This window comes from Vibrio sp. CB1-14 (genome assembly GCF_040412085.2).
Classification (GTDB): Bacteria; Pseudomonadota; Gammaproteobacteria; order Enterobacterales; family Vibrionaceae; genus Vibrio; species Vibrio chaetopteri.
On sequence record NZ_CP115921.1, the window covers coordinates 423,030 to 436,807 of the forward strand.

Sequence of the window (13,778 nt, forward strand, 5' to 3'; positions counted from 1 at the left end):
TCTTATATGCTCACTGACGACCTGAAACAATGTGACAGGCATAAGCTGTAATGGAGTCTAATACTTTGACACAAATAAATACATTGAAAGTCACCACCTGCAACTTATGTAATTTTGTTGAGCCGCCCTTCGCTTTCTATGAGATGGAAAACATTTACTCCGAAAAGCAGTGGCAGCAGAAAACCACTTGGTTGAAGAACACATTGCGTGAACTAGGCAGTGACATCATAGCTTTTCAAGAAGTGTTTTCTATAGAAGCGCTGCGTGCCCTCACCGCAGAGCTTGGCTATGAATTCTTTGAGTATAACCAACTCCCTGCGATTGAAGCCGATTACATCTATTCCAAGCCTTCATTGGCGTTTGCCTCACGCTTTCCAATGAGTAGGCACGCCAACCTTGCTCTATGCGAGCCATTTAGCGGTGAATTTAGTCGACCACCTCTGCATGTCTCCTTATCGATCCAAGGACTCGGCGACTTTGATCTTATCAACGTACACTTAAAATCTAAGCGAGCGACCATAGAGGGTGAAGACTCAGGTGACAACGTCACTGAATGGTTAAAAGAGCTAACAGGCTCTGCACTCTCCACTCAACTTCGTCAGCAAGAAGCCCTATCACTGCATGCTCAAATCGTAGGTCATAAACGCGAAGCAAAGCGCCCTTTCATTTTGCTTGGTGACTTTAATAATGTGCTCAACGCTGATGAGTTTGCTCCCTTTCGCGCACATCAGCGCCATCGCAGACGTGATTCCCGCGCTGCAATCGCTCCCTATTACTTCCACGACAGCTGGAAGCTGATACCCCAGGGCACACCCGTTCGAGATCAAGATGCTATCAAGCCACCTCGCAGCCACTACTATGGTGAATTAGGACAGCGCATTGACCACATATTGGTCTCTAGTGAATTCGTCCCTGAATACGAGCACTCAATGTACGAACTCATCGAGTATCAGCTTACCGATAAGCACATTGTTAACCCTAGGTTTGGTGTCGATGATGTGGGCTCAGATCATGCCTTAGTGTCCATTACTTTCGAATCGCGACACTAACCACACCTACGTCGATAAATCGCTTGCTACAATAAGAAAATTCAATTAGTTATATAATCAAGTATCCAATAACATCGATACCCAATACCCACATATAAAGACAATAGCGGAGCCGTCGATGAACGTATCTATTCGACCTACTGAGCCAAAAGATGCTGAAGGTTTGCGAGACCTCTTTTTGCAACCAAAAGCCATGCGGGAAACACTGCATTTACCCCACACAACCCTCGCGTTCTGGCAAGAGCGACTCAACAATATCCCGGTTGGAGTCTATTCGTACGTAGCAGAATTGGATGGCAAAATTGTCGGCAATATCGCATTGACTCAATCACAGCGCCCAAGACTGAAGCACAGTGCTACCTTTGGTCTTGCCGTTCATGATGACTACCACGGCATGGGAGTAGGCAGTCAGTTGATCGAAACTGTGTTAGATCTCGCAGATAACTGGCTCAACCTACTCAGGCTACATATTGAAGTAAACACTGATAACAAAGCCGCTATCGCTCTTTATTCAAAATACGGTTTTGATATCGAAGGGGAAGCTCTGTGTTCCGCATTTAGAGATGGCGAGTATATCTCCACCTACTATATGGCAAGGCTCAAAGATCAGCAGTAGACGCTAATATCAAAGCGAGATTTAGCTAACCCCAAATAAACAGGATGCTAATTTGTAATTATTTATTAACTTGATATCACAGAGCAAAATACTCATCTGAGACAGTATTGAGTACGCTCCATTTCACTAGTAGTTTTGGAACCCACATCACACTACAATGATAAAATGGAGTAACAGCATGTGTGAACATGGCGTCCGCTTACAACGTCAAAGACGAACTCGAGTAATGAAGCTTTTAGGAGTCAAAGAATATTATATCTGCAGCAACTGTGGATACGAATTATTAATTGGCAGTGAAAATAAGTTTATAAAGCGTCTGACGTATGCTCTTTACCCCAATCAGATTGTTGGGTTTAACAAATCTGACCCGACTCATATTTAATATCCTGTTCAACCTGCAAACAAACCTCTGCTGCAAGCATAATCCCCCTGACCATGTCCTCAAGTAGCATCGAAGGGGAAGCAGTTCGTTCATCCGCTTGTTTCATCAAAGGAACATGGATGAAGCCTTGAGCAATCGGCTGCCCTGTTAAATGATGTTGCAGTCCATAAAATAAATGATTGCAGACGAAAGTACCGGCGCTATTAGACACTTCACAAGCAATACCGTTATTCTGCAAAGCTTGAGTAATGGCTTTGATGGGCAAGGTTGAGAAGTAAGCGTTAGAACCATGCGCTACGATAGGTTCATCTATAGGTTGGTTACCCGCGTTATCGACAATACGAAAATCATCAATATTGATCGCAACACGCTCAGGAGTGATGGCAGTTCGTCCTGCCCCTACTCCGAGGTTTATCACCACACTCGGCTGATGCTCGGCAATAGCACTTAACACGCAGTCGATCGACTCATATCGAGTCACAGGTACTTGGCAAGTGACAATCTCTCCGCCTTCAATCATCACGCCCGAGAGCCGCTTGATGATCTCTAGTGACGGGTTAACCTCATCACCTCCAAATGGTTCGAAGCCAGTAACCAGTACTTTTTTCATCGGTTTTTATGCCTATTGTTGGTTTCTCTGTTTAACTTAGGTAGAGTACGCCACCAATGATATCAGTCAAGCGATAGAAAACGATGAACATTGACAACGAAGTAATTGAAACATTAGAACAACTAGAGCAATTCCTGATCTTAGTTGAAAGCGGCGCGTTGGGTTTGCAAGGCGTGGCAGGTATTGCATTAGCGACCTCAAACTCTGACGGTCGTCCATTTGTTGCGGTACTGAGTGACAAACACGAACTGCTACTCGGTCGCTGGGTATCTCAAGATGTCTATGAAAATGGCAAAGACATGGTGCGCAACGGTCCACGTCGCAACTAATGATAATGCTTTAAAAAGGTCTAGTTCAACTGGACCTTTTTTGTTGGAGTTTAATAGTGGAATTGATAGTTGATTGAAACACGCCACTATTTACACAGAGTAGATATAAACGTAGTGCCGTAACTAAACATTGATAAAGTATTTTTTAGTTCCCTTTTCTCAATAACAAAAGGAAGTAAGCACCGCCCACTACCGAGGCCATCAGTCCAGCCGGAAACTGCCACGGAAACCAAATCGTCCGTCCAAGCCAATCCGCACTCACCATTAAGATCGAACCCACTAAACACGCGACCAATAACTGATTCTTCGCATTGTATTGCCCAAGCGCTCTCGCGATATGAGGTGCCAACAATCCGACAAAGCTGAGCGGCCCTATGACAAGTGTAGAAAGTGCCGTGAGTAAAGATGCCATGACTAACAAAAACAAACGAGTTTGTTTCGTATTGACGCCAACCGAAACAGCAGAGACTTGGCCCAGATTCAATATATCCAACCAACGGCTCGCTGCGTAGGTCGCACCGCCAAATACCACAATACCAAGCCCTAGGGCGAGGACATCATTATAACTGGCTAGATACGTCGAGCCCGATAACCAAGTTAGCAGCGCTTGCACATTATCTTGACCTGACGATAGTGCGACTCGAAGAATGGCATCAAGTGCTGCACTTACCGCAATACCAGTCAGAAGTAACTGCGAGGGCGCGTAATTAGACCGCTTGCTAAACTGCAAAATCACAATCATGACCAAGGCCGCGCCTACACCACCATAAAGGATCTGTTCGATTCGCGTTGGAGTGAAGCCAAACCACGCGCAAAGGACAAGAGCAAGTGCAGCACCCGAACTGATCCCCATTACTTCTGGGCTTGCCATCGGGTTAACTGTGATTCGCTGAACCATAGTGCCAGCGAGTGCGAGTCCACACCCCGCAAAAATCGCTCCAAGAACGCGAGGCGTGCGCAGATCTAAAATGCTCAGATCTGTGCTAAAACCCCAACCGATTTGTGTACGGCCTAACAGCAAAGCCAAGGTTGTCACAATGGCCAATAACAGAGTCAAACACAAAACTACCGAAGCAAAAGGTTTAGGGTTGTAGACCTTGTTTGTCACTTCTTCTGCTTTAAAGCTTGAAGCAAACTTTTGTTTGGTTAACAACCACAACAGACAAGGTGCACCAAACAGAGCGGTCATGGCGCCTGTTGGTAGTAGTTCACTGGACACGCCTGAAAATGGCTGAATGATCAAATCGGCAGTAAGCAGCAATAGTGCGCCCACCACGCCACTGAGTAGTACGCGTTGAACAAATTTTCTTGCGCCCAGCATTTTGGCTATGGTTGGAGCCACTAAACCGACAAAGCCAATAACGCCAACTGTCGCCACTACGATAGATGTAATCACAACAGAAAGTCCGAGACCAAAAACTCGAATTCTGGCCACGTTGACCCCTGCCGATTCTGCAACCTCACTGCCTAGCTCTAATGCAGACAAAGGCCTTAGCATCAAAAGAACTAAAGCAAGCACAGCAGCTAATACCCAAAGCAACAAAACAGAGTTATCCCAGCCTTGTTGGGCAAGCGCGCCAGCGCCCCAAACGAATAAACTGCTGAGCTGCTGCTCGTTTAGCATCATGTTGGTTGCCCCTAGAAACAAAGTGACAACCATACCCGCTAAGACCATCTGCAGAGGTGCAAACCCCCTTTTGGCAGTAAGCAAGAACACGAGACTTGCTGCAATCATGCCTCCACCAAATGCGTAAGCATATTGAATGACACTGCCGCCAACCACACCCACAAGTAAACTTGTGGTCATACCCAGTTCGGCACCCGCCGCCACGCCTAGCGTTGTTGGTGAGGCAAGTGGATTTTGCAACAAATGCTGCATCAAGCTGCCCGCAATCGCCAGCGCTGCACCACACAGCAGTGCCATACCCAGACGTGGAAAAAAGGTGAAGTGTAAAATGAGCTGACGATAGTCGCTGTCATCACGACTAAAGAAATACGTTTGCCACTCACTAAAAGACAAACGATAAGGCACCGCATTTTGGAAAAGCCAAATAAGTGCGAACGCGCTGACAAAACAAACAGCGCCATTTTACCAAACGGCGCTGTATCTCTGTGGGCTGTTAACTGCATTAAAAACCTACTGCTTACCCAATGTTGAAACCTGTGTTACTACTTCGTCACTTAATCGCTGCATCGCGACCAAGCTGCCAAACGTCCACACTTTCGGTACGATCTTAACTCTGTTTTCTCGAGAAAACGCCATGGCCGCCCACAAAGGTGAACCATTTAATTGTGCTTGCTCGGCATCCGATAATGGGCCGAAGATAAGCACATTACTGTCTTGGTATTGAGCAAGCTGTTCCACACTTGCTGACGAAAAACCCCAGCTGTTGGTTGGCCCTTGCCAGCTATTATCTAGCGACATAGCCGAGATAGTGTCATTCATCAGCGAACCAGTACTGTGGACGCGAACGTGCTTGTCTCCGATAAAGCGCACCATAATAAAAGGCTTACCGTTGGTCATTTTTGCTACCTGTTGACCATTTTGGCTCAGTTTCTGACTCGTCTCATCAACAAGCTGCTGCGCTTGGTCTTCCCTATCGAAAACTTCACCTAGCGTGCTAACCAAGGACTTAGCATTCTCATATGGCTGCTTTTTGTCATTGTAAATACTCATTACTAGAGTCGGAGCGATCGCGTTTAGCTTTTCGTAAGCAGGAGCCAAATGCCCACTCATCAAAATCAGGTCAGGTTTTAGGCTCGCGATTAGCTCAAGGTTTGGCTCTCTGCGTGAACCGACATCAGTAACATCGCTAGGCATGTTTGGTGACCCAACCCAATCTTGATAACCTTTAACATCCGCTGATGCGATTGGATTGACACCTAAGGCAAGCACAGACTCAGCAAGCGCCCAATCCAGTACAACTACACGTTTAGGTGGCTCATTGATTTCAATAGTGCCAAGCTCATGCTGATAGCTCTTAGCCAACACAGCGGTTGATGAGAAAGAGGCCAACAGAGTCACTAATGCGACCGTCACATGGGCGATTCGAAATTGAGTAAACACGATAATAATCCTTTAATAAGTTATCTAACGTAGCTAATGATTTGTTGGGTGTTTGGATCTTTGAACGTCGAGAGTGGCATTCCATAGATTTCCGTCAATGACGCTTCGTTCATGACATTATCTGGTGACCCATCAACAACAATTTTTCCACTTTTAAGTGCGACCAATCTGTCACTAAATCGGGCAGCCATGTTGACATCATGTATCACCATAATCACCGTCAGCTTTAGGCTCTTATTGAGTTCTCGTATCAGCTTGAGCAACTCATACTGATGAGCAACATCTAGCGCTGAAGTAGGTTCATCAAGCAAGATACACTCGCTCTGCTGAGCAAGTAGCATCGCCACCCATGCTCTTTGACGCTCACCTCCAGACAAGGTACTCACAAAGCGCTCGGTAAAGGCAGTCAACCCAACTCTTTCAATCGCTTCATCAACCAACTGATGGTCTTCTTTGTTGTAGCGACCAAGCACACCTTTCCAGGGATAGCGGCCGAACATAACCAGCTCACGAACCGTGACACCATCAGTAATCGGTGGGTGTTGGGGAAGATAAGCCACTTTTTTCGCGTACTCTTTTGGGGAGTATTGTTCGAGTGGTTTTCCATCAAGCATTACGCTTCCTGAAGCGACTTGATTTTGACGACTAAGAAGCTTGATGAGACTGGATTTACCGCTACCGTTGTGTCCAAGTAGTGAGGTGACTTCTCCGGGGATAAACTGCAAGTCAAATGGCGATAGAATCTCAAGCGACCCAATGCGGTAGCTCGCTTGTGTAAGTGAAAACATAATTAATCAACATCTTATGATTGATACAGGCAATGGCAACTGCAAATGAGAAATATTTGCATCCGCATTGTATTCGTTTTACCGTGATATGTCATTATCGGCTTCACAAAGCCGCTAACGACCGCCTTTTGATTGTGATACCGCTACCGCGAAGTCGATAAATGAATGAAAAAGACCTCAGTGCTTTTCGAGGAAAATCGCAAACTAATTATGCAATCGATTGATCTTATCGTTTTTGTCCTAATCTAGACTTCGGAAGCGGAAGCTTCCGCAAACGTCAGTAAACTAAGGATAATTATGAAAACAGCAATAAAACTTACATTGGCGATCGGTACTATGATCTCAATGACCGCTCCTGCATATTCAGCACAATGGGGGTACGGTGAAGGGGATGGCCCGGCGACATGGGGCAATATCAGTGCAACCTGTGAACAGGGACAAAACCAAAGTCCCGTTGACATCGAAACCAATACACTCACCAGCGCCAAAAAACAGCCCCTTGCTTTTGACTATCAAGGGCAGGTCAAAGACATCATCAACAACGGCCACACGATTCAGGTCAATGTCAGCGGCAAGAACACCCTTCGTATCGACGATCAAGACTTTGAGCTCAAACAGTTTCACTTCCATACGCCTTCCGAAAACACCATCAACGGTAAATCGGCACCATTGGAAGCGCATTTTGTTCATGCTAACGAAAAAGGGCAACTTGCGGTGGTAGCAGTGATGTATCGAGAAGGTGAGCGAGAGAGTGCGCAACTAGACAGTATTGTTAACACTCTGCCTGCAAAAGCGCAAACCATCACGCTGGAGAAAGAGGTAAACCTTGGTAACCTTTTGCCACGCGTAAAAGACTACTATCGCTACAACGGTTCGCTGACTACCCCTCCGTGTAGTGAAGGCGTGCGTTGGTTGGTACTACGTGATCCTCAGTTCATCCCTAAAAATCAGCTAAAACGTCTGTCTAGTACCATGGGAGAGAATGCAAGACCGACACAAGCACTCAATGCTCGCCTTATCATAGAATAACCCTCGTCGTGCTCACTTGTAACATCTCCAAGTGAGCACGCCTTGCTATCTTGATTCACATTTCTTCACACAAAAGGATGATTTGCCGATAATTTGTGAGACTAACCTTCCATAAATGCATTTTGAATCTTGGCAAAAATTCACTATTTGAACTGCTTCAAAGTTTACCGTACGAATGATGTGTAGCTTAACCGTTAAACAAAACCAAGAACATGTTGCAATGATGAGAAATTAAATAACATGCTATTCAACTGCATTCCCTACACACAGTGGTACGGTTAGCCTTTGAGTAACGGTTAGTGAAATTTGGGGGAAGTAGTATGCAGCAGTGCGAAATCAACGTGTATGACTTGAGGTGCGAGGAACAATCCATCGTGCTGAATATCGAATTTTCCGATGCGACCAAAGCCAATTTTATGTGGGGTAATATGCCAACCACGTCGTGTCGTGATTATATATCCCACCTTGTCGTGGCGGGTAATGTGGTTGCCAAAAAATACATTACTGAAGACGAGCTAAGCGATATGAATCGCGCGTCACACTACACGCTTTCGATGACATGTTAAAGCGGAGCCGTGGGCTCCGCTTTCATCACTATTAAAAAGTAAGTGATTAACTAATCACCACTTTAACGAGCTCTTCTTTCAAGCCTTGCGCTACATTCTTAGCAATCAAAAGTTTGCCTTTCTCGTTACTACCTTCTGCCGATGTCACAATTAGGTCACGCATTTCTTCGCCACCAAAGCCAACCATAGTTGGGTTTTCTGAAGGAACATCAATCACCTCGAGTACCTCACCGTTTGGAGCAATCTTGACGATAGATTGACCTGCGTACATCGCAACCCAATAGTTGCCATCCACATCGACACTTGCGCCATCTGGGCGGCCGTTGTAATCGGTTAAATCACAATGCAGCTGCTGCTCACCGTATTGACCTGTGCTTGCATCAAAGCTGTGCTTGAAAACTTTGCTTGAGCCAGTGTCTGCCCAATATAACCATTGACCATCTGGAGAAAATGCAAGGCCGTTACATGTCCACGCGAACATAGGCAATGCTTCGATAGTGCCATCTAGGTGTAGCTGATGGAACTGACCTTGGTCGCCCTCTTTTGCACCATTACGAGTACCTGCGATAAAGCGTCCGCCTGGCGCACCGCGGCCGTCATTGTAGCGCATACGAGGAAATTCTGAAACCAGTGGTGCCAGCGAGGTCATCTCTGCATCCCAATCCTTGATGTGGTACATACCGGATTTAAGCGCAACCACAAAGCCTTGCTCGCCATGCAGAGCAAAACAACCTAGCTTGTCACCAAACTCACGCTTTTCACTTACGCCATTTTTGTGGCGCCAAAGCTCCCCTTCACAGATGTTGACCCACATCCACGACTCTGTGCGCCAATCCCAGCGTGGGCATTCTGCTAAATCAAATTCTAAATCGACGAACTTTTCAAACTGTAGAGACTGTGCCACGTTGATGTCCTTTTTATACTTGTTGCTATTGGTGAGGTGCCCAGCCAGATTCGCGAATATCTAGCATGGAATTTATGGCCACTGTTGTAACAAAATCAGTGCTTAGGTGCTAGCACTGATTTGTGTTTTAACCCGATAAACTGTTGCTAAAGATAAGGCGAGAAAACTCGTTGCCTTAGCCTTGCCCATCACCCGCTAACTTAAGCGATGTTGGCGCTTGCGTAAGACTGTCGGGATTGAGGTAGGTCGTCGTCGAAGGGAACGCAAACTCAGCACCATGCTCATCAATCACGCGATTAATTTCCATCAGCAGCTCTTGTTGCGTATTGAGAAAATCTTCCCTGTCGCGAGTATCGATGTGGGCGAACACATCAATGTCTAAGCTGTAGTCACTAAACGAGGAGAAGTGAACCCGAAGCGGTGACGCTAAGACCCTAGGGTGCTGTGCTAAAAACTCTCGAATGTCGCGAGTCACCGCCACCATGGTCTCCATTGGCGTTTCATAGCGCAGGCCTAATTTGACTAAAAATGGATAGCGATCTCGACGACTAAAATTGGTAATTTGCATCTTCACCACATCGCCATTAGAGATGGTGATCAAAGTGCGATCTTTGGCTCGGATTCGTGTAGAGCGCACTCCAATCTGCTCCACCACACCGGAAACACTGCCTACCGAGCAAAAGTCTCCCACCGACAATGATTTATCCATAAACATGATTACGCCACCAATCAGGTTCTCCATAGTAGGTCGAATCGCAAGCGCAATCGCCATACCGCCTAAGCTAAGTCCGGTAACAATGCCATATACCGGTACCCCCAAGCGATGCAGACCATATCCAATAACACAAACAGCGCAAAAGCTACCTGCCAAGGTTCCCGTGATCTGCGCCAGGCTTTTCTTTAGGCCCGTATTGATTCGCTGTCCTACCATCAACCAACGGCAGCACGACGCACCAAGCAAATAAGCAGTTTGGGCGATGAGCGGCCAGAACATCAGCTCACCGATCGTATTTAGGGTTGTCATCAATGTGCCGGTCAGGTTGAGCTGATAGTCTGCCGTCCAATCAAATACAAATAACCCAAGCGCCATGAGGACAGGTTTTAGCAGTACATGTTCAACCTTTTGGTACACCCAATAGGCATAAAAGGCCAACACAAATACCAGCAGAATCAGCGCGACCCATTGCCATATCGCCTGATCACCAAATTCAACCATCATCTGCTCTGGCATCGCATCGATGAATGCAAACCATGGTGGGGGTATTAAGCGACCTGCACTTAGAGAATAGTATTCATAGTAATCGGGTGAGGCTTGAATGTTGGAAGGTAGATGGCTCACTAAGCGATAAAAACTATGCAAGTGTTCGACGGTCTCGCTTGAGAACTGATACTGGCCTGAAGGCTGCTTAACGATATAAATACTCGTATTCGGCACTGTCCAACGCTCAACGTCCGTGTTGTTAGGAATAGTGCTCGTATCGAAAGGAGGTACACGATCGAGCACCTCTTTTAGCAGCATGACAGACTCAATTGCCACACGATTTTGACTCGAGGCAGACACTTGAGATAAGTCAAACGTTAGCGAAGCTCGTTCAAAAGAAGAACTGATCATTTGACGCTGGGACTCAGTTACATTAGACAGGTCACGATAAATGATTCCCAGCTCTTTATTCGCCTGTGTCACCGCCACTATATAACTTTCGTAAGTTTGCTTTGGTGTACTGGTATCAGGCGGTGCAAGCGGAAATCGCTCCTGTGCATTTACCCAACTAGCCATAACGGCAAACATTATTACCGCAGCTCGTTTCAACCCTATTTTCATCATCCTAGCCCTTTTAGTTGTTATTCACTAAATAGCATAGGATAGATTGAAAAACTGAGGTAAGCTGCCCATATGTTTTGCCAACTATTCAGCTAGCTATGACCATAAAAACCTTAGATTCAACCGTCGTCTATCAAAATCCTTGGATGTCTGTTCGTGAAGACAAAATCGAACGTAAAAGTGGTAACCAAGGGATCTACGGTGTTGTCGACAAACCCGATTGCGCAGTGATCATTGCTATCGACAACGGCAATATTCATCTGGTCCAGCAATATCGTTACGCTGTCAGCGAAACTTTTTGGGAACTGCCACAAGGGGCATGGGAGTCTAATCCGGATGCGAGTCATTTATCTCTTGCAAAAGGCGAACTGCAAGAGGAAACCGGCCTTATCGCTGGCTCTATGACCTATGTTGGCAAGCAATTCATCGCCTATGGGTTCCTTAATCAAACCTGTCATATCTATCTCGCAACCGACTTAACCCAAGGTGAGCCGAGCCACGACAGTGAAGAAGAAGATCTCATCGCAGGTGAATTTACTATTGTTGAATTTGAGCGCATGCTCATTGACGAAGAGATCCAAGATGTAGTGACAACGGCAGCGTGGGGACTGGCAAAGCTTAAAGGGTTAGTTTAGAGGACTGAGCGCTTCGACAACGGCTTCAATGCAACGCTCCTAAACCGATTAATGATCCATGTCTCAGTTTTTAAAAACAAGCTCGACTTTACAGCATACTGCTCCAGTATAAACCAATGCAAAAATGAAACTTTATGCACAAGGAAGAAGCATGGATCCACTCACCCTTCAAGAAACGCTTATCTCTACCATACGGCAACTGGAACGCTTTAAACCGAATATCAGACTTAGCGAAGAAGCCTATGATCTCGAATCCGCCGTCAGTAAACTTACCGAGCAGCTGTTTAGCCTCCAATCGCTCAGCAGTTTTAAAGGCTCGGAAAGCGATATTTCACTGTCAATTGAGCTGCTCAAATCACTCTCAAACAAAGCACATAACTCCATTGAGCAGGGTATCGGCCTTGATGACCCTAGGTTAATCATTAACGAGTCTTTACGGGTAAACTCTCAGCTATCGAAGATAACGCTTGGTGAAATGAACGCTCATTAACCATTCAAAAGTTTAATACGTAGAGCGCTTAACTGATTAATATGCCAATATCTCAACGCGCATATTACATCTAACGTCATGTTTTAAAACATTAATATTGATATCGTTTAATTCTTAAACGCCACGTTACCTATTGATTTACATCATGCTTCTCATTAAATGCTCATGTTAGCTTACCGCCATTATATTCATCATGACGAATAGCAAGGAGCATTCAAATGAGCAGTACTATTATCCTTCCATCGACCAACTTGTTAGGAAGAGAGTGTCTAGACAAAGCATTGGATATTATCCAGCAACAGGGATTCACAAAAACACTCATCGTAACGGATGCTGTATTGAATCAAATTGGCCTTGTCGCTCAAATTACAAAAAAACTCGACGATCGTCAGATCGCATCTGCTATCTATGATGGAACTCAACCCAACCCTACTATTCAAAATGTCGAAGCTGGCCTCGAAGTCCTAACAGATGAAGGCTGTGATTTAATCTTATCGGTTGGTGGTGGTTCACCACACGACTGTGCGAAAGGCATTGCGCTTGTCGCCACCAATGGCGGAAAAATCACAGACTACGAAGGCATTAACAAAGCGACACTCGCTCCATTCCCACTCATGTCTATCAACACAACGGCGGGTACAGCATCTGAAATGACAATGTTCAGTGTGATCACCGATGAAGAAAGACAGATCAAGATGGCGATTGTGGATCAAAAAGTCACGCCACTGATTTCAGTTAACGATCCTAACCTGATGCTCGCGATGCCAAGCTCACTCACTGCAGCAACCGGCATGGACGCACTGACTCACGCTATCGAGGCTTATGTTTCAATTGCAGCAAACCCAATCACAGATACGGTGGCGCTTAAAGCGATTGAGATGATCACCAAACACCTGCCTACCTGTGTCACTGACGGTGATAATATCGAAGCTCGTGAGCAAATGGCCTACGCTCAGTTTATGGCGGGTATGGCATTCAACAACGCTCTGCTTGGCTATGTTCATGCAATGGCACATCAACTTGGTGCCACGTATCACCTGCCGCACGGAGTTTGTAATGCCGTATTGCTGCCACACGTGCAACGTTTCAATGCCAGTGCCAACCCTGCCAAGTTTGCTGATATTGCCAAAGCGATGGGCAAAGACACATCAGGCTTGAGTACTGAACAAGCGGCGCAGCTTGCGATTGAAGCTATGGAAGATCTATCAAGTAAAGTAGGCATTCCCGCCACCCTTAAAGAGCTAGGTGTAAAAGCGGAAGACATTACTAAGCTTGCCGAGAGTGCGTTGGAAGACGTGTGCTGTATGACGAACCCTCGTCAAGCAAGCCAAGAGGAAATTGAAGCGATCTTTGCAGCTGCAATGTAATTTCTTCTCTAACTGATACCAAGTCAGGTAGCACCACCCTGCCTGACTTTTACATTGTAAACTCACCAAATGACTCTATAAAACCCACACTTTTACTGCGTAATATTTAACCGCTTATCTGATA

The 13,778-nt window shown here is 45.9% G+C and carries 14 protein-coding genes; 8 read left to right on the forward strand and 6 right to left on the reverse strand.

The features are described 5' to 3' along the window. The first annotated feature begins 65 nt into the window (after positions 1-65). Positions 66-1,049 carry an endonuclease/exonuclease/phosphatase family protein gene (locus tag PG915_RS18070; RefSeq protein WP_353499804.1) on the forward strand — a complete coding sequence of 328 codons (984 nt, stop codon included), beginning with the start codon at positions 66-68 and terminating at the stop codon, positions 1,047-1,049. Between the two features lie 118 nt (positions 1,050-1,167). Next, the gene (locus PG915_RS18075; RefSeq protein ID WP_353499805.1) at positions 1,168-1,665 is read left to right on the forward strand and encodes a GNAT family N-acetyltransferase; all 498 of its coding nucleotides are present in this window, start codon (positions 1,168-1,170) and stop codon (positions 1,663-1,665) included. Between the two features lie 353 nt (positions 1,666-2,018). On the opposite strand, the gene pcp is transcribed toward PG915_RS18075, so the two are convergent. After that, positions 2,019-2,657 (reverse strand): pyroglutamyl-peptidase I, encoded by a 639-nt coding sequence (gene pcp / locus PG915_RS18080; protein ID WP_353499806.1) that lies wholly within the window; start codon positions 2,655-2,657, stop codon positions 2,019-2,021. An 83-nt stretch (positions 2,658-2,740) separates the two neighbouring features. Here pcp and PG915_RS18085 point away from each other — a divergent pair, with 83 nt between their 5' ends. Further along, the gene (locus PG915_RS18085; protein WP_042494996.1) at positions 2,741-2,986 is read left to right on the forward strand and encodes a hypothetical protein; all 246 of its coding nucleotides are present in this window, start codon (positions 2,741-2,743) and stop codon (positions 2,984-2,986) included. A gap of 145 nt (positions 2,987-3,131) precedes the next feature. Here PG915_RS18085 and fhuB read toward each other — a convergent pair whose 3' ends face one another. The 3 genes from fhuB to PG915_RS18100 form a co-directional block, all read right to left on the reverse strand. Further along, positions 3,132-5,006, reverse strand: coding sequence for a Fe(3+)-hydroxamate ABC transporter permease FhuB (gene fhuB / locus PG915_RS18090; protein WP_353499807.1), 1,875 nt, complete (start codon positions 5,004-5,006; stop codon positions 3,132-3,134). Positions 5,007-5,123: 117 nt separating this feature from the next. Next, positions 5,124-6,053 carry an ABC transporter substrate-binding protein gene (locus PG915_RS18095; protein WP_353499808.1) on the reverse strand — a complete coding sequence of 310 codons (930 nt, stop codon included), beginning with the start codon at positions 6,051-6,053 and terminating at the stop codon, positions 5,124-5,126. Between the two features lie 20 nt (positions 6,054-6,073). Next, positions 6,074-6,841, reverse strand: coding sequence for an ABC transporter ATP-binding protein (locus PG915_RS18100; RefSeq protein WP_353499809.1), 768 nt, complete (start codon positions 6,839-6,841; stop codon positions 6,074-6,076). Positions 6,842-7,138: 297 nt separating this feature from the next. Between PG915_RS18100 and PG915_RS18105 the strand changes: the two genes are divergently transcribed. Further along, positions 7,139-7,870 (forward strand): carbonic anhydrase, encoded by a 732-nt coding sequence (locus PG915_RS18105; RefSeq protein WP_353499810.1) that lies wholly within the window; start codon positions 7,139-7,141, stop codon positions 7,868-7,870. A gap of 320 nt (positions 7,871-8,190) precedes the next feature. Continuing rightward, positions 8,191-8,436: a hypothetical protein gene (locus PG915_RS18110; RefSeq protein ID WP_353499811.1), complete on the forward strand. Its 246-nt coding sequence runs from the start codon at positions 8,191-8,193 to the stop codon at positions 8,434-8,436. Positions 8,437-8,482: 46 nt separating this feature from the next. On the opposite strand, the gene PG915_RS18115 is transcribed toward PG915_RS18110, so the two are convergent. After that, positions 8,483-9,340, reverse strand: coding sequence for an SMP-30/gluconolactonase/LRE family protein (locus PG915_RS18115; protein ID WP_353499812.1), 858 nt, complete (start codon positions 9,338-9,340; stop codon positions 8,483-8,485). 175 nt (positions 9,341-9,515) lie between these two features. Continuing rightward, positions 9,516-11,117, reverse strand: a complete 1,602-nt coding sequence (locus PG915_RS18120; RefSeq protein ID WP_353499813.1) for a mechanosensitive ion channel family protein — start codon at positions 11,115-11,117, stop codon at positions 9,516-9,518. 143 nt (positions 11,118-11,260) lie between these two features. Between PG915_RS18120 and PG915_RS18125 the strand changes: the two genes are divergently transcribed. From PG915_RS18125 to PG915_RS18135, 3 genes are all read left to right on the forward strand, one after another. Continuing rightward, positions 11,261-11,797 carry an NUDIX hydrolase gene (locus PG915_RS18125; RefSeq protein ID WP_353499814.1) on the forward strand — a complete coding sequence of 179 codons (537 nt, stop codon included), beginning with the start codon at positions 11,261-11,263 and terminating at the stop codon, positions 11,795-11,797. A 151-nt stretch (positions 11,798-11,948) separates the two neighbouring features. Continuing rightward, positions 11,949-12,287, forward strand: coding sequence for a hypothetical protein (locus tag PG915_RS18130; protein ID WP_353499815.1), 339 nt, complete (start codon positions 11,949-11,951; stop codon positions 12,285-12,287). Between the two features lie 218 nt (positions 12,288-12,505). Beyond that, positions 12,506-13,654: an iron-containing alcohol dehydrogenase gene (locus PG915_RS18135; RefSeq protein ID WP_353499816.1), complete on the forward strand. Its 1,149-nt coding sequence runs from the start codon at positions 12,506-12,508 to the stop codon at positions 13,652-13,654. Positions 13,655-13,778 lie beyond the last annotated feature (124 nt).

Bases quoted from the DNA above. Each gene is read 5' to 3' on its own strand.
- PG915_RS18105 (WP_353499810.1), top strand. From the start codon at position 7,139: ATGAAAACAGCAATAAAACTTACATTGGCGATCGGTACTATGATCTCA.
- PG915_RS18110 (WP_353499811.1), top strand. From the start codon at position 8,191: ATGCAGCAGTGCGAAATCAACGTGTATGACTTGAGGTGCGAGGAACAA.
- PG915_RS18085 (WP_042494996.1), top strand. From the start codon at position 2,741: ATGAACATTGACAACGAAGTAATTGAAACATTAGAACAACTAGAGCAA.
- pcp (WP_353499806.1), bottom strand. From the start codon at position 2,657: ATGAAAAAAGTACTGGTTACTGGCTTCGAACCATTTGGAGGTGATGAG.
- PG915_RS18130 (WP_353499815.1), top strand. From the start codon at position 11,949: ATGGATCCACTCACCCTTCAAGAAACGCTTATCTCTACCATACGGCAA.
- PG915_RS18135 (WP_353499816.1), top strand. From the start codon at position 12,506: ATGAGCAGTACTATTATCCTTCCATCGACCAACTTGTTAGGAAGAGAG.
- PG915_RS18100 (WP_353499809.1), bottom strand. From the start codon at position 6,841: ATGTTTTCACTTACACAAGCGAGCTACCGCATTGGGTCGCTTGAGATT.
- PG915_RS18075 (WP_353499805.1), top strand. From the start codon at position 1,168: ATGAACGTATCTATTCGACCTACTGAGCCAAAAGATGCTGAAGGTTTG.
- PG915_RS18120 (WP_353499813.1), bottom strand. From the start codon at position 11,117: ATGGCTAGTTGGGTAAATGCACAGGAGCGATTTCCGCTTGCACCGCCT.
- PG915_RS18125 (WP_353499814.1), top strand. From the start codon at position 11,261: ATGACCATAAAAACCTTAGATTCAACCGTCGTCTATCAAAATCCTTGG.